Origin of the sequence: Nitrospira sp., from assembly GCA_029194665.1 — a bacterium.
GTDB lineage: Bacteria > Nitrospirota > Nitrospiria > Nitrospirales > Nitrospiraceae > Nitrospira_D.
Map to the genome: position 1 here is coordinate 550,001 of JARFXO010000002.1, position 24,269 is coordinate 574,269.

17 protein-coding genes, 2 tRNA genes and 2 rRNA genes (1 of these 21 cut by a window edge) are annotated in these 24,269 nt (G+C 58.9%); 4 read left to right on the forward strand and 17 right to left on the reverse strand.

Going from position 1 to position 24,269, the window contains the following annotated elements; all coding sequences use genetic code 11:
• The 4 genes from P0119_08180 to P0119_08195 all read right to left on the reverse strand — a co-directional run.
• Positions 1 to 535 (reverse strand): 23S ribosomal RNA (locus P0119_08180); it reaches 2,472 nt to the left of the window's first position.
• A gap of 187 nt (positions 536 to 722) precedes the next feature.
• Positions 723 to 798 (reverse strand) — tRNA-Ala (locus P0119_08185).
• A 65-nt stretch (positions 799 to 863) separates the two neighbouring features.
• Positions 864 to 940: transfer RNA gene (locus P0119_08190), tRNA-Ile, on the reverse strand.
• A 183-nt stretch (positions 941 to 1,123) separates the two neighbouring features.
• A 16S ribosomal RNA gene (locus P0119_08195) occupies positions 1,124 to 2,662 on the reverse strand.
• Together the 16S and 23S rRNA genes with 2 tRNA genes alongside form the textbook arrangement of a ribosomal RNA operon.
• Positions 2,663 to 2,962: 300 nt before the next feature.
• On the opposite strand from P0119_08195, the gene P0119_08200 reads away from it, so the two are divergent.
• Positions 2,963 to 3,130 carry a hypothetical protein gene (locus P0119_08200; protein MDF0666039.1) on the forward strand — a complete coding sequence of 56 codons (168 nt, stop codon included), beginning with the start codon at positions 2,963 to 2,965 and terminating at the stop codon, positions 3,128 to 3,130.
• Between the two features lie 126 nt (positions 3,131 to 3,256).
• Here P0119_08200 and P0119_08205 read toward each other — a convergent pair whose 3' ends face one another.
• The 11 genes from P0119_08205 to P0119_08255 all read right to left on the reverse strand — a co-directional run bounded on the left by P0119_08205 (position 3,257) and on the right by P0119_08255 (position 16,517).
• Positions 3,257 to 3,685 (reverse strand): hypothetical protein, encoded by a 429-nt coding sequence (locus P0119_08205; GenBank protein MDF0666040.1) that lies wholly within the window; start codon positions 3,683 to 3,685, stop codon positions 3,257 to 3,259.
• 654 nt (positions 3,686 to 4,339) lie between these two features.
• Positions 4,340 to 4,843: a hypothetical protein gene (locus P0119_08210; GenBank protein ID MDF0666041.1), complete on the reverse strand. Its 504-nt coding sequence runs from the start codon at positions 4,841 to 4,843 to the stop codon at positions 4,340 to 4,342.
• 161 nt (positions 4,844 to 5,004) lie between these two features.
• On the reverse strand, positions 5,005 to 6,321 hold the full coding sequence (pfp, locus tag P0119_08215; protein ID MDF0666042.1) for a diphosphate--fructose-6-phosphate 1-phosphotransferase: 1,317 nt from the start codon (positions 6,319 to 6,321) through the stop codon (positions 5,005 to 5,007).
• 79 nt (positions 6,322 to 6,400) lie between these two features.
• The gene (ppk2, locus tag P0119_08220) at positions 6,401 to 7,210 is read right to left on the reverse strand and encodes a polyphosphate kinase 2 (GenBank protein MDF0666043.1); all 810 of its coding nucleotides are present in this window, start codon (positions 7,208 to 7,210) and stop codon (positions 6,401 to 6,403) included.
• A 138-nt stretch (positions 7,211 to 7,348) separates the two neighbouring features.
• Complete coding sequence (locus P0119_08225) at positions 7,349 to 9,820, reverse strand: glycogen/starch/alpha-glucan phosphorylase (protein MDF0666044.1); 2,472 nt, start codon at positions 9,818 to 9,820, stop codon at positions 7,349 to 7,351.
• Positions 9,805 to 9,972 carry a hypothetical protein gene (locus tag P0119_08230; protein ID MDF0666045.1) on the reverse strand — a complete coding sequence of 56 codons (168 nt, stop codon included), beginning with the start codon at positions 9,970 to 9,972 and terminating at the stop codon, positions 9,805 to 9,807. Before P0119_08230 ends, P0119_08225 begins: the two co-directional genes overlap by 16 nt.
• 212 nt (positions 9,973 to 10,184) lie before the next feature.
• Complete coding sequence (locus tag P0119_08235; protein MDF0666046.1) at positions 10,185 to 10,784, reverse strand: histidine phosphatase family protein; 600 nt, start codon at positions 10,782 to 10,784, stop codon at positions 10,185 to 10,187.
• Positions 10,785 to 10,884: 100 nt separating this feature from the next.
• Positions 10,885 to 12,525, reverse strand: coding sequence for a glucose-6-phosphate isomerase (gene pgi, locus P0119_08240; protein ID MDF0666047.1), 1,641 nt, complete (start codon positions 12,523 to 12,525; stop codon positions 10,885 to 10,887).
• A 66-nt stretch (positions 12,526 to 12,591) separates the two neighbouring features.
• Positions 12,592 to 15,021 carry a phosphoketolase family protein gene (locus tag P0119_08245; GenBank protein MDF0666048.1) on the reverse strand — a complete coding sequence of 810 codons (2,430 nt, stop codon included), beginning with the start codon at positions 15,019 to 15,021 and terminating at the stop codon, positions 12,592 to 12,594.
• A 39-nt stretch (positions 15,022 to 15,060) separates the two neighbouring features.
• Entirely contained in the window at positions 15,061 to 16,287 is a 1,227-nt protein-coding gene (locus P0119_08250) for an acetate kinase (protein MDF0666049.1), read from the reverse strand.
• Positions 16,288 to 16,331: 44 nt separating this feature from the next.
• Positions 16,332 to 16,517, reverse strand: coding sequence for a hypothetical protein (locus tag P0119_08255; GenBank protein ID MDF0666050.1), 186 nt, complete (start codon positions 16,515 to 16,517; stop codon positions 16,332 to 16,334).
• Between the two features lie 119 nt (positions 16,518 to 16,636).
• Between P0119_08255 and atpG the strand changes: the two genes are divergently transcribed.
• Positions 16,637 to 17,533: an ATP synthase F1 subunit gamma gene (atpG, locus tag P0119_08260; protein ID MDF0666051.1), complete on the forward strand. Its 897-nt coding sequence runs from the start codon at positions 16,637 to 16,639 to the stop codon at positions 17,531 to 17,533.
• Positions 17,534 to 17,641: 108 nt separating this feature from the next.
• Here atpG and P0119_08265 read toward each other — a convergent pair whose 3' ends face one another.
• Both P0119_08265 and P0119_08270 read right to left on the reverse strand, forming a co-directional pair.
• Complete coding sequence (locus tag P0119_08265; protein ID MDF0666052.1) at positions 17,642 to 18,505, reverse strand: hypothetical protein; 864 nt, start codon at positions 18,503 to 18,505, stop codon at positions 17,642 to 17,644.
• 25 nt (positions 18,506 to 18,530) lie between these two features.
• On the reverse strand, positions 18,531 to 19,622 hold the full coding sequence (locus P0119_08270; protein MDF0666053.1) for a hypothetical protein: 1,092 nt from the start codon (positions 19,620 to 19,622) through the stop codon (positions 18,531 to 18,533).
• 184 nt (positions 19,623 to 19,806) lie between these two features.
• Here P0119_08270 and P0119_08275 point away from each other — a divergent pair, with 184 nt between their 5' ends.
• Complete coding sequence (locus tag P0119_08275) at positions 19,807 to 20,961, forward strand: efflux RND transporter periplasmic adaptor subunit (GenBank protein MDF0666054.1); 1,155 nt, start codon at positions 19,807 to 19,809, stop codon at positions 20,959 to 20,961.
• A gap of 58 nt (positions 20,962 to 21,019) precedes the next feature.
• Complete coding sequence (locus P0119_08280) at positions 21,020 to 24,268, forward strand: multidrug efflux RND transporter permease subunit (protein ID MDF0666055.1); 3,249 nt, start codon at positions 21,020 to 21,022, stop codon at positions 24,266 to 24,268.
• Position 24,269: the final 1 nt, after the last annotated feature.

Here is a 24,269-nt window from a genome sequence, read left to right on the forward strand (position 1 = left end):
GCTATCGGTCATCAGCGAGTATTTAGCCTTGGAACGTGGTCGTCCCGGATTCCCACAGGGTTTCTCGGGCCCCGTGGTACTCAGGAACTCCGTCCAGCAAGTTAGGGTCTTGTCGCCTACAGGGCTGTCACCTTCTTTGGCCGGCCTTTCCAGACCGTTTGACTAAGATCCTAATTTTTGACTTGCCGACGGCGCCGTATCGCCGTCAAACGAAGCCCTACGACACCACAGCGACAACGCACACGGGCTTGACATCACTGTGGTTTAGGCTATTCCCTTTTCGCTCGCCACTACTGGGGGAATCTCGATTGATTTCTGTTCCTGCAGGTACTGAGATGTTTCACTTCCCTGCGTGGGCTTCTCGCGTCCTATGGATTCAGACGCGGATAGGCGGCATTCATCGCCTGGGTTTCCCCATTCGGACATCCGCGGATCACGGCCTGCTTGCGGCTTCCCGCGGCTTATCGCAGCTAGCTACGTCCTTCATCGCCTGCTGATGCCAGGGCATTCACCGTACACCCTTAGTAGCTTAACAATCACTTTGCTCCTGATACACATGGTCTTTCGTCAAGACCTATTCAGTTGTCAAAGAACAACCTCGGCGCCGTTGCGCCGAGAACTGCTTAGAGGACGTTGGACAAGTCAATTCGCACTAACTCTCCGTTTACCCAACCCTCGTAGAAAATAAATTACGGTGGTAAACGGTACGCGCAAGCGCGGTTTGGTGGAGCTGGACGGAATTGAACCGACGACCCCCTGCTTGCAAAGCAGGTGCTCTCCCAACTGAGCTACAGCCCCATTCTCAACGGAAAGAGTCTGCTCCTGATACCGTGCGCGTCGCGCCCAGAAAATCAGGACTCAGATGGTGGGCCTGGATAGAGTTGAACTATCGACCCCGCGCTTATCAAGCGCGTGCTCTAACCAACTGAGCTACAGGCCCAGCTGAGTCTGAAGCGACCAGGGCCCGTATTCGACTCGATCTCTCCATAAATGCAATAATTTACCATTTGTGGAGAAGCGCCGTCTGAACCCTCACAACAATCGTATCGTGCGTATCGTGTAAGTATGTATTGAAGAGGTGGCCCTCAGCCCGAGTTTTCTGCAGAGTCATAAGACTCCTTAGAAAGGAGGTGATCCAGCCGCAGGTTCCCCTACGGCTACCTTGTTACGACTTCACCCCAATCATCGGTCATACCGTGGGCGTCTGCCTCCTTGCGGTTGGCGCCAACGACTTCAGGTACAACAAACTTTCGTGGTGTGACGGGCGGTGTGTACAAGGCCCGGGAACGTATTCACCCCGGCGTGCTGATCCGGGATTACTAGCGATTCCGCCTTCATGAGGTCGAGTTGCAGACCTCAATCTGAACTGAGGCCGGTTTTTTGCGATTGGCTCCCCCTTACGGGTTTGCAGCGCTTTGTACCGGCCATTGTAGCACGTGTGTGGCCCCAGGCATAAAGGCCATGCTGACTTGACGTCATCCCCACCTTCCTCCCCGTTCTCCTGGGCAGTCTCTCCAGAGTTCCCGGCATGACCCGTTGGTAACTGAAGACAGGGGTTGCGCTCGTTGCGGGACTTAACCCAACACCTCACGGCACGAGCTGACGACAGCCATGCAGCACCTGAGCAGGCTGGTATTGCTACCTCGTTAGGCTTTCACCCTTCTACTACCTGCATGTCCAGCCTGGGTAAGGTTCTTCGCGTTGCGTCGAATTAAACCACATGCTCCACCGCTTGTGCGGGCCCCCGTCAATTCCTTTGAGTTTCAACCTTGCGGCCGTACTTCCCAGGCGGGATACTTACTGCGTTAGCTGCGGCACCGGCGGTAACCCGCCGACACTTAGTATCCATCGTTTAAGGCGTGGACTACCAGGGTATCTAATCCTGTTTGCTCCCCACGCTTTCGAGCCTCAGCGTCAGAAATGTTCCAGAGCGCCGCCTTCGCCACCGGCCTTCCTCCCGATCTCTACGCATTTCACCGCTACACCGGGAATTCCGCGCTCCTCTCCCATCCTCTAGCCGAGCAGTCCCCTCCGCACTTTCCGGGTTAGGCCCGGAGATTTCACGGAGGGCTTACCCAACCGCCTACGCTCCCTGTACGCCCAGTAAATCCGAACAACGCTTGCCACCTTCGTATTACCGCGGCTGCTGGCACGAAGTTAGCCGTGGCTGCTTCTGCAGGTACCGTCCGAACGGTTACCCGTCCCATCTTCCCTGCCGAAAGGGGTTTACAATCCGAAGACCTTCATCCCCCACGCGGCGTCGCTGCGTCAGGCTGTCGCCCATTGCGCAATATTCCTTACTGCTGCCTCCCGTAGGAGTCTGGCCCGTGTCGCAGTGCCAGTGTGGCTGATCGTCCTCTCAGACCAGCTACCCGTCGAAGCCTTGGTGAGCCGTTACCTCACCAACAAGCTGATAGGACATGAGCCCATCCAAGAGCGCGATACCCACGGTATCGCTTTCTCTCTCGATCCGCAGACCGAGAGTCGTATGCGGTATTAGCTAACCTTTCGGCTAGTTATTCCCCACTCGAGGGTAGGTTACCCATGTATTCCTCACCCGTTCGCCGCTTTACAAACGTATTGCTACGTCTTCTCGCTCGACTTGCATGTATTAGGCGCGCCGCCAGCGTTCGTTCTGAGCCAGGATCAAACTCTCAAATAGGTGTTCTTAGAATTTGGACCAAGGGCCACCACTTCAATACACCTTACACCTTGCTCAACGTCCTCTATTCAGTTTTCAAAGAACGATCGCGTTCATCACGCGAGCCGCGCACTATACAATGTGCACGGTAGCGTGTCAAGGGACCTGCTCGAAATAAATTCGGGTAGTTTCCCTTTGGCACCGCACCGTGACTCGCCGTCAGGCGCGGTCATCAGGCAGGGACACTGCACCAAGAACGAAAGATAAGATAACAAGGCAGTCCGCGAGAGTCAAGAGTGCGGTCATGCATAACCAACAGCAATGACGGACTTTCATAAGGCGGATGCCATAGCTTCGATCCATCGTCACGCATTCCTGAAAACGATAGATCTTGGGACACTGGTCGGCAGCGGCGATGCCATCGGCGACGTGTTCGACCGCCTGTTCGCCGTTCCTTCCCGCGATGCCACGCACTGCACACCACACTAAAACTCTTACCCAGTTAATTACGCGTATTTATCTGTCTCATCATCACGTGGTTAACACATCGCGCAGTGAAACCGGCGCGGGGGCCGAGGAAGGAATCGAGACCTGATCAGAAACCTGAGCGAAGATTCATTGAGACGGATGGAGCTGGGCCGCATACCTTGTACCGTCCTCCATAACCCCACTCATTCGCAGCATGCGAGAATTGTCCGATACATATAACGAGCCGGTGGCAGTACCGCGCTCGGTTGTCACGGTCAGCTTGCCCTCGGCCAACGTGAATTGTCCGCGTCCGCTGAATATACCTATGGTTCGATAGCTTGCAAACTCGTACCGGCCGTCGTCGGCAATGGTCACGCGAAGCCAATCGTCCCCACGCACTTTGGGAGACCGCACCACGAGTCCGTCCCACTTGCCGGCAATCGAACCGAAGGATTCGATGGGTTGAGGACTCCACTGTTGCTTCTGCGCGACCCCTGGTGATTGACAACCTTGGACTACCAGAGACCATAGACTCATGCAGACCAATAATACCGCTGCTCGAATCTTCTGTTTCATACTCCCTCGATTTTCTATCCGCCGTATCCCTGACAACCACATGCGCTTGCCGTCCACTTAACAATACAGCGAGCCGAACAAGTGCAGCCTGTTCCAATCGTTGCATACTTGCCATCCAATCGATGCTTCAGCTTCATAGTTCGGATCGACGCCCGGTACCGCTCCTGATCTCTTGAACACTGGTATGGCCATACTCGAACCGACCTCTCGGCCACGCGGCGCGTAGGGTAGTATCATTGCAACACGGCGTCAACTGCTCGGACGGGCCGACGCGAGTTGCATGAGAGGACCATACTGTTTAGGAGATCTTTGTGGGAGACGCCGATTCCAGCGACCGTGCCCCTCGCAGATTTATCCTCGTGCTCTGAGAAGCAGGACAACGGCGCGGGCCTTGGCGTGAGCCACCAGACCGGGTGCGTCGCGAAACTCATCCAGCTCTTCAGCCTCCTGGATGTCGAACGGGCATTGGAAGGGGGTAAGGGGGCGGGATTCCAGAAACGCGTCGCATGACGACACCGAAAGTCTTTCGTCCAGGGATTCAAGCGGATTGAGATCCGAGCCTCCATCCCTCCGTGTACCAAATAAGCGGAAACATCTACGCTCGCGGCCGTGATCCCGAGTTGTCCGCTTGGCCTGATGTCCTCCGAGTCCGCCTTACTTCTTGATCGGCTGAACAGCCGACGCCAATTGGACATCCACCAGTTGTTGGAGGCGGCGTTCCAGTTGGAGAAATCTTGCTGCCGTTTTAGGAGACAAGGCCTTCGCGATCTCCTCAAATGCTTTCTTCCGGAGATCAAGCGTCATTTGATCTACTTCAAAGACTCTCCGCGCCAGATCCTTGGCACCAGCGTCGCTAAGGGACTCGTACGACTTCCTATAGTCCTCCATCACTGCAATCTTCTTGTCATTGATGGCCGCCGACTCCACTTCGTATTTCCGATAGAGGGGCCAGAAGATGTCCGCTTCGTCACGGGTGAATTGCATCCGGTCTGCGATCAGTTGCATCTTTTTCGTCCGAAGGTCCGCGCGCAGCAGCTCAATGTCCGAGCCGGCATCGCGCTCTTCGGCAACAGCAGCAGGCGGCGGCACCGCGACAAAAAACGCTGAAACCATACTCGCTGCCACGGCAGCGACAAGAGCTGTCTTGATCATGATCATTGATCCCCTCCCATGAAACTTACAATTGACTCCCGACCGAGAGTAACCTGCCAGATCAGCGAGATAGAGCTTCAGGGTCCCCTTCAAGTAAAGACCTGCGGGACCGAATCCGATGGCGACAGACACCGGCTACCTCCCTCGTGTCAGCTGCCGGATCGCAGTTACCGTGGTAGGCTGACCCCTCGCCGGCGTAACAGATCACGATCCCCGCCGACGCTCGCCTCGACCACATACTCGAAACTCGATCGAAACTCTGCCGGAGTCATGCGAGTGAGGCTCGCGTACTTGCCGAGCAAATCGGGCTGCTCGAAGTCTTCCGGTCCGAGACGAACCATGTACCGTCGAGCGATCTCGTAGCCGGCAGAGCGGACATCGACCGGCCGAACCCTGGTCCGGCCGGTGCGGGAGTCGAGAATCTGGTCGAACGGGATGGGCATGAACCGCCCATGGACCATCGCCGCCACCGCTGCGCTGCCTCCTTCCAGCAGAAGACCGGCGGCGCTGCATCCCAACTCCCGCGTATATTCGAGATCGAACCCGATCGGATCCGCACATCGTAGCTCAAATCCGATATCCTTTTCTCGAATCACCGGCTCGATCCCCATTGGCGCGAGCCGCGCGAGCACGGCTCGTGAGAGCAGCCCTGCCAAATCGACCTTGGACAGCTCGATGTGGCCATGATCGTCGCGCGGCAACGATGCATCTTGGGATAGTTCCTCGGGATCCAGCGCTTCGGCCAGCCCCTCTGCCAGCACGGCCACGCCATCCTCATGCCCCAGCCTCAATCGCTTAAGAATTGCGCCGACCACCACATCGACGACATGGGAGAGACGGAGCGGGCGTACGGAGAATTCTTCGGGGATGAGTGTGAGCGTGGCGCCGGCTGCCTTCCCAATGCCCAGCGCCAGGTGGCCCGCCTGCCGCCCCATCGCCACGACAATAAACCAGTGTGAGGTACTACGCGCCTCCACCATGAGAGTCTTGACGATCTGCACGCCGATGTGCCGGGCCGTCTCGAAGCCGAAGGTCGGTACACCTTCCGGCAGATCCAGATCGTTGTCGATCGTCTTCGGGACGTGGACGACGCGCAACTTCCCTTGAACGGCCTGTTCCAGCTTCAGCGCGGAAAAACAGGTATCGTCGCCGCCGATCGTGATCAGGCCAGACACGTCGAGCTTGCGGAGCGTGGCGATCACGTTCTCCATATGTTGCGGGTTCTTTGTCGGATTCGCCCGGGCGGTTCGGAGATAGGAACCGCCCTGAAGGTGGAGCCCGTTCACCTCCTCCATCGTCATGGGTACGACCTTGCTCATATCACCGGCGATCAACCCCTTGAATCCGTCCCGGATACCGAGCACCCGGCGGCCGGCAGCCAGGCACCGCAACGCCGCAGCCGCGATGACACCATTGATTCCCGGCGCCGGACCACCGCCGACGAGAATTCCGATGGCCCTGTCCTGAGACTGCTGCATGTTCATGACGCTCTCCCCAGATCTTCCCTGTTGGACCTACGACTGCCGATGCCCATCAGGGCGACTGATGCTGATCCGAACTTCCTCAAAACTTCTCAGGGATGAATGTTCTGTCCTTCATCGTCGCCTGATCATCGTATTTGTACTTCTTCGATCGTTCTGGCAGTTTCACCTTCTGGCGTTTCAACTTCTTATAGGGAATCAGACTCAGCAGATGATTGATGCAGTTGAGCCGCGCGGCCTTCTTGTTGTCTGATCGAATAACGTACCACGGTGCATGCTTCGTGTCGGTCGCCTCCAACATCCGGTCGCGCGCGCGCGAATACTCGTACCATTTTTCACGCGAGGGCAGATCCATCGGGCTCAGCTTCCACTGGCGCACCGGGTCGTCGACCCGTGCCCGGAAACGTCGCTCCTGCTCTTCATTGCTCACCTCCAGCCAATATTTGATCAGGATGATCCCGCCGTCGACAACGTATTTCTCGACGACCGGACAGAGCTCCAGGAACCGCTCATATTGCTCCTTCCTACAAAATCCCATGACATGCTCGACACCGGCACGGTTGTACCAACTCCGATCCCAAATGACTATTTCACCTGCCGCCGGGAAGTGGGTCATGTAGCGTTGCATGAACATCTGACTCTTCTCGCGATCCGAAGGAGCCGGCAGGGCCACGACACGGAACACGCGCGGACTCACGCGCTCGGTGATGGCACGAATGGTACCGCCCTTCCCCGCGCCGTCGCGGCCCTCGAACACCACCATGATCCTCACACCCTTCTGTTTCACCCAATCCTGGAGGTGACAGAGTTCAGCCTGAAGCTTGCGCAGTTCCTTCTCGTAGTCCTTGCGTTTCAGCTTCCCGCCCTTCTCTTCTTCCTTGTCCTTGGCCATGATCCTTCAACCTCCGATCACGATTCGCGCGTGAAGTGCCACGGCGTAACAGCCGTGACCTCTTGCATAGGCTGGTAAAACCTTTTCACCGACACCTTGTCAGTATGACCCGCCCGTGATCCTGCCTCAAATCTCATGTTAGTCCACGGGGCAGGCCTTGACATTCCAGATGTCGGACGCGTATTCGGCGATGGTGCGGTCGCTCGAGAACTTCCCGGAGCCAGCAACATTGAGGATCGCCTTGTTCGCCCACGCCTCTTGGTCCAGGTAGAGACGGCCCATTGCCTCCTGTGTCCGACTGTAGGCTGTGAGGTCCGCCAGATGCATGTAGAAATCCCCGTGGGCCAGCAGCGTATCGCAAAGAGGGGTAAACGCGCCAGGCTCGTGGCGGCTGAAGTAGTCGGAGGCGATGAGGTCAAGCGCGTGCTTGGTCTCCAAATCATGCTCATAATGCCAATGGGGGTTATACCAGCCCCGGCTCTTGGCGACCTCCTCCGCGCTGAGCCCGAACAGGAAAAAGTTCTCCTCTCCGGCCTCTGCAGCCATTTCGATCGTCGCACCGTCTCGCGTCCCGATGGTGAGGGCTCCATTCATCATGAACTTCATGTTGCTCGTACCACTGGCCTCATAACCGGCGGTCGAAATCTGCTCGGATACGTCGCTGGCGGGAATGAGGTGCTCGGCCAGTGAGACGCAATAGTCCGGCAGAAACAGGACTTTGAGGCGTCCTTTCACCGTGGGATCGCCGTTGATCGTGCCGGCCAGGTTGTTGATGAATTTAATCACGAGCTTGGCCAAGTGGTAAGCCGGACCCGCCTTGCCGGCGAAGAAGAACGTGCGAGGCGTGAAGTCGAGGCCCGGGTTCTCGCGAAGCCGGTTGTACAGGATCACGATGTGCAAGGCATTGAGGAGCTGGCGCTTATATTCATGAATGCGTTTCACCTGGCAATCGAAAATGCTCTTCGGGTCCACCGCCTCCCCGACCTGCGATTTGAGCCACTTCGCGAATCTTACCTTCGCCTCCCGCTTGGCTGCGCGAAAGGCCTCGCGAAAACTCTTATCTTCGGCAAGTGGTTTGAGCTTGGCCAGAAGGCCAAGATCGGTGATCCAGCCGTCGCCGACGGCGTCGCTGATGATCCGCGCCAAGGCGGGGTTGCACGTCAACAACCATCGCCGCGGCGTGACGCCGTTGGTCTTGTTGTTGAACCGCACGGGGAATATCTCGGCCAGGTCCCTGACCGTCGTCGTGCGAAGCAATTCAGAATGAATGGCCGCGACACCGTTCGTACTGTGTGAACCTACGATGGCCAGATTGGCCATCCGGACCTTTCGGTCCGCTCCTTCCTCGATCAGACTGACACGTTCCACCCGCCCTTCGTCGCCCGGAAACCGACCACGGACCGTATCCAGGAACCGACGATTGATCTCGCAGACGATATCCGCCAGCCTCGGCAACACGCTGTCGAACCATCTGAGCGGCCATTTCTCCAGCGCCTCTGGGAGCAGCGTATGGTTCGTATAGGCAAGCGACCGTTGCGTCAGGTCCCAGGCCTGCTCCCAGCCCAGGTGTGCGTCATCGAGCAGGATCCGCATGAGCTCCGGCACGGCCATCGCCGGATGGGTGTCGTTTAATTGGATGGCCACCTGCTCCGGCAACCGACTCCAGTCGTCCTGTGCTCGTCTGAAGCGACGGATGAGATCGGCGAGCGAGCAGGCGACGAGGAAATACTCCTGCAGGAACCGCAACCCCTGCCCCATGGACGTGGAGTCGTCCGGATAGAGGACGCGCGTGAGCGATTCGGCAGCGAGGGTTTCCGCCAATGCGCCGACAAAATCACCGCGACTGAATTGCTGAAAATCGAAATAATCGGGCGTGCCAGCCGCCCACAGCCGCAGCGTGTTGATGGTCTTGCCGCCGTACCCGATGACCGGACGATCGAAAGGAATTCCGAGTAACGTGGACGGCCGCCCATGGACCGGCTTGAGCGCACCGGCCTGCAACTCGAATGAGCAGTTCAATCTGACCTCGACCGCGTGCTCGAGCCGCGCCACCTCCCAGGGATCAGGCCTTCGAAGCCAGTTGTCCGGCTGTTCGCACTGCCAACCGTCCCTGATCGTCTGCTTGAAGATACCGTACTCGTAGCGGAGCCCATACCCCATCCCAGGAATCTGCAGCGTCGCCATCGAGTCGATGAAACAGGCCGCCAGCCTCCCGAGTCCGCCGTTGCCCAGACCGGCGTCTGGTTCGCACTCAGCTAGTGCGAGCGGGTCGAGCCCTTTCTTGTTCATGGCCTCCAACGCCAACGGCCCCAACAGCGCGTTGGTGACGTTGTTGATCAACGACCGCCCGAGCAAGAACTCCATTGAGAGGTAGTACACCCGCTTGGGATTCTTCTTCTCATAGGTCGCTTCGGTCTTGAGCCAGCGCTGCGAAATCACGTCCCGAACCGACCGAGCCGCCGCCTCGAATTGCTCATATTGGGTCGCCCGCTCAGGATCGAGGACGTGGTCGAAAATCAAATGGCGTTCATAGAGCGCATCACTCGTGCCAGTAAACTGGATGGGGCCGCATCCGTATTGGTCGAGCAGTTTGTTCACACGAGCGTCCATACCACCTCCAAGAAACGATTCATGAATGTACCTTGCCTCAGCAGCTCCACGAACGTGCCGCTTCGGCAGTACAAGCTGAAGTTCACTCCGTCGTCATAGACGGTCGCCACAAGCGGAGCGCTCAGCCCTGAGCCTATCCCCTTGCCTCTCATCCGATCTCGTTTCGACTCAGATCTAATTCGCTACCGTGGACCATCCGCCGACAACATGGAGGTCTTCACCCATTCGATCAGGTTGCCGAGTCTGACAAGTTCTCTGGTTATCGAACCAGGTGCATCGGATCGATTCATAGACAGGCCTCCCAAGGGTTTCAGCCGGATTCCACCGATTGTTCTCATCGAATGGTTTGCGCTCGCGTACTGAATCATACGTCTACATGGCGAGTCTCATTCCACAATCGGATCACCGGACGGGACAGGTCATGTTCGTAGCCCAACGCGCTCAAGCTCGCGGTGCTCAACATGAAAAACTTACAGTTGACCGTCGGTTCAAGCCCCAGCCAGCTGGTGGCCAACACACGCATGAAGTGCCCACTCGTAAAGAGCAAGACGTCCCCTGCCACCGCGCGCACCCGCCGCACGACACGATCAGCACGCTCGCTGACTTGCTCCGGCGATTCCCCTCCCGGGCATCCATCACGGAACAGTTCCCAGTCCGGGCGTTCCACCCGAATCTCATCCGTGCGACGCCCTTCATACTGGCCGTAGTCCCACTCGACAAGATCCTGATCGACTTCGGCGATTGCCCCGAAGCCGGCCAGTTCGCAGGTTCGGGCTGCGCGTTGCAACGGACTCGTCAACACCTTGGCGAATGTCAATCCTTTCAGCCGTTCTCCAAGCCGGCGAGCGGTGCGCTCGCCCCGCTCAGTCAACGGCAAGTCGGTCAGTCCCGTATGCTGGCGCGAGATGGTCCAGGCGGTCTCACCGTGCCTGGCCAGGTAGACGATAGGAAGATCTTCGCTCATGACATGGTCGCAGTGAGCCGGCCCTCGACTTTCAGGTTCCCCTCTACTTCCTACTTACCATTTACTACTTACCAATCGCTTCTGACTCTTCGATGCCCTGTCAGCCCTTCAGGCGAAACCGGCGGTAACGCCGGATCAATTCGTTGGTCGAGCTGTCGTGCCGGAGATCGGGATCTGTCGCGCTCGTCAATTCCGGCGTGATCCGTTTGGCCAGCACCTTGCCCAACTCCACACCCCACTGGTCGAACGAGTTGATGCGCCAGACCGTGCCCTGGACGAAGACCTTGTGCTCGTAGAGCGCGATCAATTTTCCGAACAGTTCCGGCGTCAGTTGCTCGACCAAGATAGTATTCGTCGGGCGGTTGCCTGGAAACGTCCGGTGCGGCGCCAGGGCGGGAGGCACTCCTTCAGCCTCCACTTCCGCGGCGGTTTTGCCGAAGGCCAGTGCCTCTGTCTGGGCGAACAGATTGGAGGCCAGCAGGTCGTGATGCTGCCCCATGGGATTGAGCGACCGGCAGAACCCGATGAAGTCGCACGGGATCAACCGCGTGCCTTGATGGATCAACTGATAATACGCGTGCTGGCCGTTGGTGCCGGGCTGGCCCCAAATGACCGGGCCAGTCTGGTAATTCACCACGCTCCCCCCTCGATCCACCTGCTTCCCGTTGCTCTCCATATCGAGCTGCTGTAAATAGGCGCTCAGCCGTCCGAGATAGTGATCATAGGGCAGAATTGCATGAGATTCGGCGCCGAAGAAATTCACGTACCAGAGTCCGATGAGCCCCAGCAATACGGGCAGGTTCTTGTCGAACGGAGCGGTCCGGAAATGCTCGTCCATGGCATGGTATCCGGCCAACATCTCGCGGAATCGCTCTGGTCCGATGGCGACCATCAACGAAAGGCCGATGGCTGAAGGCAGCGAGTAACGACCTCCGACCCAGTCCCAGAATTCGAACATGTTGGCGGGATCGATCCCGAATTTCGCGACTTCCCCGGCATTCGTGGACACGGCCACGAAGTGGCGGGCCACCGCCCCGTCGTCTTTGAGCGCCTGCAGGCACCAGGCGCGGGCAGTCTGGGCGTTGACGATGGTCTCCTGCGTGGTAAACGTCTTCGAGCAGACGATGAACAGCGTCTCAGCCGGATCGAGGTCCCGCGTGGACTCAGCGATATCGGTCGCATCCACGTTCGAGACGAACCGAACAGTCAGAGCGCGATCGCTGTAGGCCCGCAACGCCTCGTAGGCCATGACGGGCCCCAGGTCCGAGCCTCCGATCCCGATGTTCACGACAGTGCGAATGCGTTTGCCGGTATGACCTTTCCACTGGCCGCTGCGTACAAGGTTTGCGAAGCCGGCCATCTTCTCGATCACCGCCTGGACCTTCGGCACGACGTTCTCGCCGTCCACTCGAATGGTGGCACCGGCGGGGGCGCGCAGCGCGACGTGGAGCACCGCGCGATGCTCAGTCACATTGAGCTTCTCGCCACGGAACATCGCGTCGATACCGGCGCGCAAGCCGCCGGCGTCCGCGAGGTCGAGCAACAGACGCATCGTGTCGTCCGTGAGGCGGTTTTTCGAATAGTCGAGATAGATCCCCTGCGCCTCGCACTCCAGGCGCGCGCCGCGCCCTGGATCTTTCCCGAAGAGATCCCGCATGTGCAGGGCCTTGACCGTCTCGTAATGTTCCTGAAGGGCCTTCCAGGCAACACCTTGCGTCAGTGGAACTGCGCCGCTCGTCATCGCATCACCTCCTTGGCATTCCTGTCGGACTCATGAGATTGGATTGTCGCGCCATACAGTGACTCATTACACATTGTCCGATTCCGTGGATGACGCGCGTCGTCCCGCCGGGGCATGCTGCCCCCATTGCCAATCGGTGATCTCAGGCATGTCTTCGCCGTGCTTGGCGATGTACTCCTTGTGCTCAAGCAATTTGTCACCGATCGCCTGCTTGGCATAGGCGGCGCGGGATCCAAGCTGCGGCAGCCGGTCGATCACGTCGCCGAAAAGGTGGAACCGGTCGAGATCGTTCATGACGACCATGTCGAACGGCGTGCTCGTCGTCCCTTCCTCCTTGTAGCCGCGCACGTGCAGATTGTGATGGTTCGTCCGCCGATACGTGAGCCGGTGGATCAGCCATGGGTACCCGTGGAACGCGAAAATGATCGGCTTGTCCTTGGTGAAGAGCGCATCAAAGTCCCGGTCAGGCAGACCGTGTGGATGCTCGCTCGCGGACTGCAGCTTCATGAGGTTCACGATATTGATCACGCGAATCTTCAACTCAGGAACATGCCGGCGGAAGAGATCCACGGCAGCCAGCGTCTCCAACGTCGGCACGTCTCCGCAACAGGCCATGACGACATCAGGATCTCCCCCCTTGTCGTTGCTGGCCCATTCCCAGATGCCGATGCCCGCCGCGCAATGCTTGACCGCCTGATCCATCGTCAGCCATTGCGGGGCCGGCTGTTTGCCGGCCACGATGACGTTGACGTAATTGCGGCTGCGCAAGCAATGGTCGGTCACCGACAGGAGCGTGTTGGCATCCGGCGGCAGGTAGACACGCACGACTTCCGCTTTCTTGTTCACGACATGATCGATGAAGCCGGGATCCTGATGGCTGAAACCATTGTGGTCCTGACGCCAGACGTGAGAGCTCAACAGATAATTGAGCGAGGCAATCGGCCGACGCCAGGGTATCTCATTGCAGACCTTCAGCCACTTCGCATGCTGATTGAACATCGAGTCGATGATATGAATGAACGCCTCGTAGCAGGAAAAAAACCCGTGCCGGCCGGTGAGGAGATAGCCCTCCAACCAACCCTGGCATTGATGCTCGCTGAGCATTTCCATCACCCGGCCATCCGGCGCCAGATGGTCGTCGTAGGGATAGCGGTCCGCCATCCAGGCACGGTTGGTCACCTCCAATGCATCCTGCCAGCGGTTTGAGTTGTTCTCGTCCGGACTGAAGAGCCGGAAGTTCCGGCTCTTCATATTGAGTTTCAAGACGTCTCGAAGGAACTGCCCCATGAGGCGCGTGGATTCGACAGTGACCGAACCGGGCTTCGTCACCTTGACTGCATAGTCGCGGAAGTCGGGCAAACGCAGGTCCCGGAGCAGCAGACCGCCGTTGGCATGTGGATTGGCGCTCATGCGACGCGCGCCCTTCGGCGGCAATTCGGCGAGCTCCGGCTTCAACCGGCCGGTCTCGTCGAAGAGTTCCTCCGGTTTGTACGACTTCATCCATTGTTCAAGAATCTTCACGTGTCCGGGCTTTTCGTGCATTTCGCCCATCGGCACCTGGTGGCTGCGCCAATAGTCCTCTGTCCGCTTCCCGTCGATCTCCTTCGGGCAGGTCCAGCCCTTCGGAGAACGGAGAATGATCATCGGCCAGCGCGGCCGCTCTATCACGCCGTCTTTTCTCGCCTTAGTCTGGATATTACGGATTTCCTCCATGCAGGTGTCGATGGCGGCGGCCATGAGCTGGTGCATCTTGTCCGGATCGCTGCCCTCGACAAAATGAGGCGTATACCCGTAGCCGCGAAAAAGCTGATCCAGCTCTTCGTGGGTGATACGAGCCAGGACACAGGGATTCGCGATCTTGTACCCGTTCAGGTGCAGAATCGGCAGCACTGCTCCATCAGACGCCGGGTTCAGGAACTTATTGGAATGCCAGGAGGTCGCCAATGGTCCGGTTTCCGCCTCGCCGTCGCCCACAACACAGGCCACGATCAGGTCGGGATTGTCGTAGGCAGCCCCATAGGCGTGAGAGACCGCATAGCCCAGTTCGCCGCCTTCGTGTATGGAGCCTGGGGTTTCAGGCGCCACGTGGCTGGGAATACCTCCGGGAAACGAGAACTGTTTGAACAGTCGCTGCATGCCCTCTTCGTCCTGGGCGATGTTCGGATAGACCTCCGAATAGGTGCCTTCCATATAGGCATTGGCGACGATGCCGGGTCCCCCGTGGCCAGGTCCGATGATGTAGATCATGTCGATGTCCCGTGCCCTGATCGCTCGATTCAGATGGGCATAGATGAAATTGAGGCCAGGGGTGGTGCCCCAGTGACCAAGGAGCCGAGGCTTCACATGTTCCTTGCTCAGGGGCTGCTTCAGCAGCGGGTTCTCGTACAAATAGATCTGCCCCACCGAGAGATAGTTCGCCGCCCTCCAGTAGGCATCGATCAGTTTCAGTTCCTTCTGCGATAACGGACTATCCATCTGCGATAACGGACTATCCATGACCTCTCCTTTCCGTCTGTTAGAGTCGACGTTCTTGACTCATGAATCTAGGCTTCGCACACACCGAACCGTCTCCCTGGCAATCCATGTTTCTTCATCCGCCGCGACGACGTAAGCCGCCACCCGCGATCCATCCGCGCTGATCCTTGCTGCGCGACCAGGAGCGAGTCCGACCGTCGCTCGATTGAGATCGCGGCTGAGTTCCAGGCCGCACCATTCCATGTTCCGGCAAATTCTCTCACGAATCTCCGGCGCGTTTTCCCCGATGCCGCCCCCGAAGACGACGGCATCTGCGCCGCCTAACACGGCAAGGTAGGCGCCGAGATACTTCCGTGCTCGATAACAGAATAGGTCAATGGCGAACTCCGCCCGTTTGTCCTGCCCCTGGTCGGCCGAGCGGAGCAGCTCCCGCATGTCGTTGGACCGACCTGAAAGTCCTAGAAGACCGGACCGCTCATTGAGCCACCGCTCAACTTCAGCTACTTCAGCTTTCTCCCGATCGGACAGGTAGCCGACAATGGAGGCATCCACATCGCCCGAGCGTGTCCCCATCACCAACCCCTCCAGCGGGGTGAACCCCATCGAGGTTTCGACCGACCGGCCTTGTGCGATCGCTGTGACGGAGCAACCATTTCCCAACTGAAACGTGATCAGACGCATCTCCTCCAATGAATTCCCTGTGTAGGCTGCATATCCGTCCGCAAGCGAGGCATGTGCGATCCCGTGGAAACCGTACCGGCGGATCCGGTGCCGCTCGACCAACTCAACAGGAAGCGCATACCGCTTGGCGACTTCGGGCATGGTCCGGTGAAAAGCCGTATCGAACACGGCTACCATCGGCAGCGCCGGACCGAAAGCCGTTCTGGCTCCACGAATCCCTGCGAGACACGAGGGATTGTGGAGCGGCGCCAACTCCGACAGCGCATCGATTCCTGCCTCCACCTGCGTGGTAATCAATGTGGACTGGACATACTGATCCCCTCCGTGCACGACCCGATGCCCGACCGCTTCTATCTTGTTCAGAGAGCCGGTCAGTTGATCGAGCAGAACATGCAATGCATGAGCATGGTCCCGGATTTCCAACATCGTGGTCGAACGGCCGACAGCCTGGCTCATGAGCTCAAAGCTTGCGGCGCCCCCGATCCCCTTCACCGCACCCTGGAGCAAGGCCGCCTCAGTCGTCAGGCCTCCGCTCAGCTCTTCGACCACTTCCATCAGGCGGAATTTGATCGACGAACTGCCGCTGTTGAGCACCATTACCTGCATGTCACCACTGCCCGCTCACAGCAGGAGTCTCGACACATTAATCATCATGCCCATCCGCCATGCCTGCGCTTGCTGCTACCGGTATCCAGCGTCGCTAGATTTTCAACTGCCGCAGCGCGATTCATCTGCTGCCAGAACACCTTTGTCTTTGGTGAATTGACGCGAGAGAACTTAAGAAAATTCAATATATCCAGCGCTCCCCAGCTTTGCAACGGCAGATGTTTTCGCATCGATAGACTCACGTACAAACTTGACGCGCCTCGACTGCTGATGGTAGCTTCTGCTTCCCATTGACACAGAATCGCGATAACGACTTCACTTTAATCAACAAACGCCAGGTATAGACGACATGCCCAGCCTTCAATCCGTCAGGCGGAAGATCGACTCTGTTAAAAAAACCCAGAAGATCACGAAAGCGATGAAAATGGTCGCGGCGGCGAAGCTGAAACGCACGCAGGACCGCATTCTGTCCGCTCGCCCCTACGCCTTCAAGATGCGGGATGCGATCCGTAACCTCAGCCGGCGCGTCAATCGTGAAGCGCATCCCTTGCTCCGGAGACGCGAGGGAAACCGCATCGTGGTCGCAGTCGTCACGAGCGACCGGGGACTGTGCGGCGCGTTCAATGCGAACATCCTCCGTACGGCAGCCGCCGCCTTGAAAGAATTCGAGGCCGGAGGCGCGCAGGTCGAGGTGGCGGTGGTGGGCCGCAAAGGCCGTGACTTTTTTCGAAGGCGTGGCTGGAAGGTGCGTCGGGAGATGGTAGACATCTTCGACAAACTGACGTTCGAGCACGGCATGCTGATGGGATCGGAGCTCCAGGCCATCGACGATTATGTGGCAGGTCGAATCGATGCGGCCTACGCGATCTATAACGAGTTCAAGTCCGCCATCCAGCAACGGGTAGTCGTGGAGCGTCTCCTTCCAATCGACTGGGTCGTGGAGATTGCCGATATGAAAGACGCTGCTCAGACGACTGAGTCACTGGCGGGGGGCTACCTGTACGAACCGAGCGAGGACGAATTACTCGAACAACTCCTGCATCGTCACCTGCACGTGCAGTTTTACCGGATGTTACTGGAATCGTCCGCCGCCGAACAGGGTGCCCGCATGACAGCGATGGACGGCGCCACGCGGAACGCCGGCGAACTCATCAAGAAACTCACGGTCTACTACAACAAGACCAGGCAGGCGGCGATCACGAAGGAGCTCATGGACATCGTCGGCGGCGCCGAAGCTCTCAAGTAACCTCTCTCATCTCCCCTACCACTGGACTTCCGGTCCATCGGCGAGAGCCGACAGCTTAGCGGTCATGACAACGCCGGCGAAATCAGCCACCCCCGGACGACCGAATGGTCACAGCTCACGGGAAGCCCTCCGCTGCGGCTGGAGGGAGCTTGCGCTCTCTATGCGGCGGGCCCGGACGGCTGCGGTCAGCAGCAGGACCAGCCCGGCCATGCCAGTCACGATCAGCATGACGACCGCCTTGGGATCGACGGCGCTCGCCCCAGCCGTGACAAGCGCCGCACCGATATTGCGGCCGCCGGTCGCATAGCCCAACAGGCGGCGCCCAGCCGGATCAGGCTCAGCAAGCACCCACGCGCCGGCGGACAGCAGCACCACAAACAGGATCGCCGAGCCGATCGCACCGCTTCCGACAACCCCGGCCAGCGCGGTGAAGTTCGTGCCGCAGACGAGCAGTACCACCGCGATGAAGGCGATATTGGACGTCTTGCTGATCCAGGGCAGCAGCGTGGCGCCGGTCTGAGGTGCCACACGCTGCCAGACCATGCCGAGCAAAAGCGGCGCGAGCATCAGCAGGACCAGCGGCATTGCGATGCGCCACGCCTGTATCTGTAGCCCCGTGGCGACCAACGGCAGCGCCACCGGCATGACCACGACGCTGGCCGCCATCAACAAGACCATCAGAGCGGTCGCGCTTGCCACGTCGCTACGGCCCGCTTCGGCGAGCTTGGGCAAGAGAGGCGAACCGGCGGCAAACGCCAGCAGAAGCAACCCCAGCTCATACCCAGGGTCCAGCGGCAGCACCGCTGCCATCGTCAAGACCACGACAGGCGCCAGTACGAAGTTGGCAATCAGGGCACGGAGAACCCACCGAGGACGCCGGAGCGGGGCGATGATCTCGGCGCTCCGTACGCCGAGGCCGATCGAGACCATGCTCGACACAACAAAGACGACGATGGTGATTTTTACGAGCATCTGTGAGTTGCGTCTCGATCTCCCGTCAGAAACTCGGGAACATGTAGCGAATGCCTACTTCGATGTTCCAATCGTAGGCCCCGGCGACATCCCGCCCCCAGATCCCCACTCCAGGACGGACGTACGCGCCCAACCGGCCGACCAGATTCCGACCGCCCTCGAACTCCATCGTCATGGCGCTCTTCCCGCTTCGCTCGAAGTCGACGTTCCAGACCGCCTGCACCACGGTCCACCAGCGCTGGGCCCAGAAGGAATTCACTTGGATGGCCGCATTGAACCGAGAGAGATCCCGTCGGGATGGATCTCCACCGACGGATGTTTGATATTGCAGCAAGCCGATCAGGAACGAGTCCCATCGGGGAACAAACCGGGCCGTGGCAATGGTGGGGCCGACCGTATACTTGCCGAGCCCCAAGCCTGGTTCGGCGGCGGTCGGCATGGTCGTCACCACACCGACGAGCAAGGCATATTCCGGCGTGTTATAGGCGCGCCATCCGGCGGTCACGGCCAGATCACTGACCCCTTGCTCGCTGGTTATGCCGGGGCGATCTGGGTCGCTCCATTTCAGAAACGGCGCGTCGACGCGCATCAACCAGTTGCCGCGAAATGGAACATCGACGCGCGCCGTTGTCACGGTCCCATGCGAGCCCTGTGGCAGATCGAGGTATTGGCTGGTCAGTTGCACCCGGCCGACGATCGCCGTGGGATCCGTTCCGTATTTCGCGGCGACTTGTCGGAGCCGCTCGGCCTCCTCCCGTTCCTCCTGCGTCACGGGCTGGGGCCCGATTCGCTTCAACAGCCGACGTCTCGGTTCTTTCCCTGGGGTTGACGCCGGCTCCTCCGGTTCGCCTTCAACGGCAGGGGTCTCGTCGCCTGAATTCGAGGGGGTTTCCTTGGAAGGGTTGTCGGCAGTGACTTCGCCAAGGGCTGCCACCGGACCTATCCCCATCGACAACAGGAAGATGCCCAGCACCGTAATGGATCTGAGTGGACCGCGTGCAGGGACGCTCATCGAACGGTTGTCCTCACTGATGATTCTGTCCGGCGGCTGATTCATCAACGGATCGGAGCCGTTCGCTTGCGGCAGGATCGGCGGAACGCGATCAACATCGGCCACACTCCCCGTGGGTTTCAAGGGGCAGCAGGCCGGACTGTACTCTGAGGCAAACAAACTTTCAAGGCACAGCCCGCCTCTGCTTTCGTACGAGCTGAGATGCGCTCTTTCTTCTTCCCATTCTACACGTCTATACTGTGCCCCCGAACGTTGTCCCATTTTCACCGAGGAGTCATAGTTGGGAACTGTGAAGGAGATTTCCCAGAGGTTTCTGTCCATGCTGTTCGGACTGGCCATCATACTGGTGCCAGCCGGCTGCAAGAATGAGGCTGGTTCGACGGCATCGGAAGCGGTACCGGAAGTTCAGGTTGCAGAGGTGCTTCAGCGAGACCTGCCTATTCATGCGGAGTGGGTGGGCACCACCGATGGCTTCGTCAACGCCACAATACAAGCGAGAGTCACCGGCTATCTCATCAAGCGCACTTTCGACGAAGGTTCCTTCGTGAGGAAAGGCGACCTCCTGTTCGAAATCGATCCCCGCCCCTTTCAAGCAGCGCTCGCGGAAGCCAAGGGTGAGCTCAGTAAGGCGGAAGCCCGTCTCGTCAAAACCGAATTGGACGTAAAGCGCGACACACCTCTCGCCTTGGCCAAAGCGATCAGCCAGAAGGATCTGGAGGATTCGATCCAGATGAACGCCGCGGCCAAAGGCTCACTGGCCTCGGCCAGGGCCTCGGTCGAACAGGCGCGGTTAAACCTCACCTTCACGAGAATTGAAGCCCCGATCGACGGCATCACAGGGATTGCGAAAGCCCAGATCGGAGACCTGGTCGGCCAGAACACCGGTCCTCTCACATCGATCTCGACCGTCAATCCGATCCGCGTGTACTTCCCGGTCAGTGAACAGGAATACCTCAAGGCCGCCGAGAAAGTGCAAGCGGCCTACAAGGACCCGAACAGGAAGCGAGACGATAAGCTTGAAATGATCCTCAGCGACGGTTCGGTTTACCCCCACCGAGGCAGTTTTCTGCTGGCCGACCGCCAGGTGGACGTGAAGACCGGGACAATCCGTGTCGCAGCGATGTTCCCGAACCCAGGCAACATTCTGCGCCCCGGTTTCTTTGCCCGCATTCGGGCCGTGACAAATACGAAGAAGGGTGCCCTTCTGGTCCCGCAACGCGCCATCACCGAGTTGCAGGGCCGCTACCAGTTGGCAGTGCTGGGCCCGGAGAACAAAGTCGAGATCCGTCCCGTCAGGGTGGCGGAGCGAACGGGAAACCTCTGGGTTATCGAAGAGGGGTTGCAGGCTGGTGAACGAGTCATCGTTGAAGGGTTACAAAAGGTGAGAGCCGGTATCACAGTCAACCCCAAACCGTTCCAGGAAGCGCTGGAGAAGGCAGCATGATTCCCGGACCACCCTGATGCCGTTCCGCGACACTCTCTGACTCTATTCCTTCACCTCTATGGCCAAATTCTTCATCAACCGCCCGATCGTCGCGATGGTGATCTCGATCATCATGGTGATCCTGGGCATCGTCGCGATGGTTCAGCTCCCGATTGCTCTGTTTCCCAACATCGCTCCCCCGGAAATCCAACTGGCAGCCACCTACGTCGGCGCGGATGCCGTCACCCTCGAAAAGTCGGTGGCCACCCCCATCGAACAGATGGTGAGTGGGGTGGACAACATGATCTATATGTACTCGGTGAATGCGAACAACGGACAAATGACGCTCCGGGTGGATTTCGACATCAATACCAGGCCGAACGACGATCAAATCCTGGCGCAAATGCGCTATACGCAGGCTGAATCCCAGCTGCCTCAGGAAGTGCGGAACTTCGGGGTCACGATCAAGAAATCCACGACCAGTCCCCTCGCGCTGTTCTCGTTGTACTCTCCGAACGGCACCTACAACGAAGTCTTCCTGGCCAACTATGCCTACGTGAACATCAATGATCCCATGACCCGTGTGCCCGGCATCGGTCAGGTGACGGTCTTCGGAGCAGGTCAATACGCGATGCGGTTCTGGGTGCGACCGGATCAACTGGCCAAACTCGGGATCACGGTAACAGAAATCACGAATGCGATTAAGGCCCAGAACACCGTCAACCCAACCGGCCAGATCGGCGCCGAACCGGTGCCGCAGGGACAGGAGTTTACCTACAGCGTGCGCTCTCAGGGTCGCCTGGAGACTGAAGAAGAATTCGGGAACATTGTGATCCGGGCCAACCAGGACGGCTCGATGGTTCGATTGAAAGACGTGGCCAGGGCCGAACTCGGCGCGCAGATGTACAACATCATCGGTCGGATGAACGGGAAGCCCTCGGCGATCATTGCGATCTACCAACTTCCAGGATCCAATGCGATCCAGACCATGGACGCCGCGACAAGATTAATGGAGGAGATGAAGTCCCGCTTTCCCGGCGACCTCGACTATGTGACCTCGCTCGATACGACGCAGGCCGTGCGGGAAGGCATCAACGAAATCGTCCACACGCTCTTCGAGGCGCTGGTTCTGGTGATCATCGTCGTCTACATCTTCCTCCAGGGCTGGCGGGCCACTCTCATTCCGCTCCTCGCAGTTCCGGTGTCGCTGATCGGCACGTTCATGCTTTTCCCATTACTCGGCTTTTCGATCAACACACTGTCGCTGCTCGGCCTCGTGCTGGCCATCGGACTGGTCGTCGACGACGCCATCGTGGTCGTCGAGGCGGTTGAGCACCACATCGAGCACGGCCTTTCGCCGAAAGAGGCCAGTCTCAAGGCGATGGAGCAGGTCTCGGGGCCGGTGGTGGCCATTGCACTGATCTTGGCGGCGGTCTTCGTCCCCACCGCCTTTATTCCCGGTATCACGGGACGGTTGTATCAACAGTTCGCCGTCACCATCGCCCTCTCCGTCATCATCTCGGCGTTCAACGCACTCACTCTCAGCCCCGCTCTCTCCGCCCTGCTGCTTCGACCGAAGAAACCGGCAAGGGGGCCGCTCGGTCGTTTCTTCGGCTGGTTCAACCGATGGTTCGGACGCGCCACCGACGGCTACGTGACTGTCTGCGGTGGGCTCATTCGTAAGGCCGGTTTTTCGATGCTGCTCCTTGTTGCGATCACCGGTGTTTCCGGTTGGATGGGCACGCAATTGCCGACCGGCTTCCTCCCGATGGAGGACCAGGGGTATGTGTACTTGAACGTCCAGCTTCCCGAGGCCTCGTCGCTCCAGCGAACCGATCGGGTCTGTAAACAAATCGAGGCCATCCTCAAAGACACCCCCGGTGTCAGATATGCGACGACCATTGCCGGCTTCAGTCTGTTGAGCACGGTCAGCACCACCTACAACGCCTTCTTCTTCGTCACGTTCGAGCCTTGGGGAGAGCGCAAGAAGCCAGAGGAGCAGCTGCCGTCGATATTCCAGAACGTCAACAAGCGACTGGCTGAGCTCCCTGAAGCCAAAGCGTTCCTCTTTCCACCTCCTGCGATCCCTGGTGTCGGCACCTCCGGCGGTGTCACATTCGTCTTGGAAGACCGCGCCGGAAGAGATATTGCCTTCCTGGCGGACAATACCCAGAAATTCATGGAGGCGGCCAGGAAACGTCCCGAGATTGCCCGCATCGACACCACACTTATCCCGGATGTGCCTCAGGTGTTTGCCAGAGTGGATCGCGATAAGGTGCTCAAACAGGGGGTCAACCTCTCCGACGTGTACCAGACGCTTCAAACATTCATGGGCGGGGTGATGGTGAATTTCTTCAACCGGTTCGGTCGCGTCTGGCAGGTGTATGTTCAGGCGGAAGGAGAGTACCGCACGCAAGCGGAGCAGGTCGGCCAATTCTATGTCCGCAATGCCGACGGCGACATGGTGCCTCTGTCCACGCTCGTAACGATGGAGAAGTTTCACGGTCCGGAGTTCACGATTCGGTTCAACGAATACCGTTCCGCGCAGTTGCTGGTGGGCGCGGCGACCGGCTATAGCAGCGGCCAGGTGATGAAGGCATTGGAGGAGGTTTTTGCCGGATCGATGCCGTCCGGCATGGGGTTTGATTACATGGGGATGTCGTTCCAGGAGAAGGTTGCGGCGGAAGGCGTGCCGGCCGGCGTCATTTTCGGGTTCTCTCTGTTCTTTGTGTTCTTGATTCTCGCCGCGCAATACGAGAGCTGGGCCCTGCCCTTCAGTGTGCTCCTCGGCACCCCGATCGCCGTCTTGGGTGCCTTCGGCGCGTTATGGCTCCTCAAACTGGCGGCCCCTCAGGCGAGCGAGAATGACGTGTTCACCCAGATCGGCCTGGTGATGCTGATCGGCCTGGCCGCCAAGAACGCGATCCTCATCGTGGAATTTGCAAAGGTCGAGCAGGAGGGAGGAAAACCGTTGGCCGATGCAGCGCTGGCCGCAGCCAAGGTACGGCTGCGTCCCATTTTGATGACCGCGTTTGCGTTCATTCTCGGTGTGGTGCCGCTCGTGCTCGCCACCGGAGCCGGTGCGCACGGGCGGGTACTTCTTGGTCTTGTCGTTTTCGGCGGCATGCTGACTGCCAGCCTGATCGCGATCTTTTTAATTCCTGTCACCTTCTATGTCGTCGAAAGACTTTCCGGTGGGGGTGACCATCGCGCGCCAGGAGGTTCATCGCCCGAGGCGCCGAACTCTACCGGTGACGGCCGGCGCCGGACGCCGGTGCTCGAACCGGGGCAGCTTCCAACACCTGCGTCTCTGGAAGGAGGGCATTGAG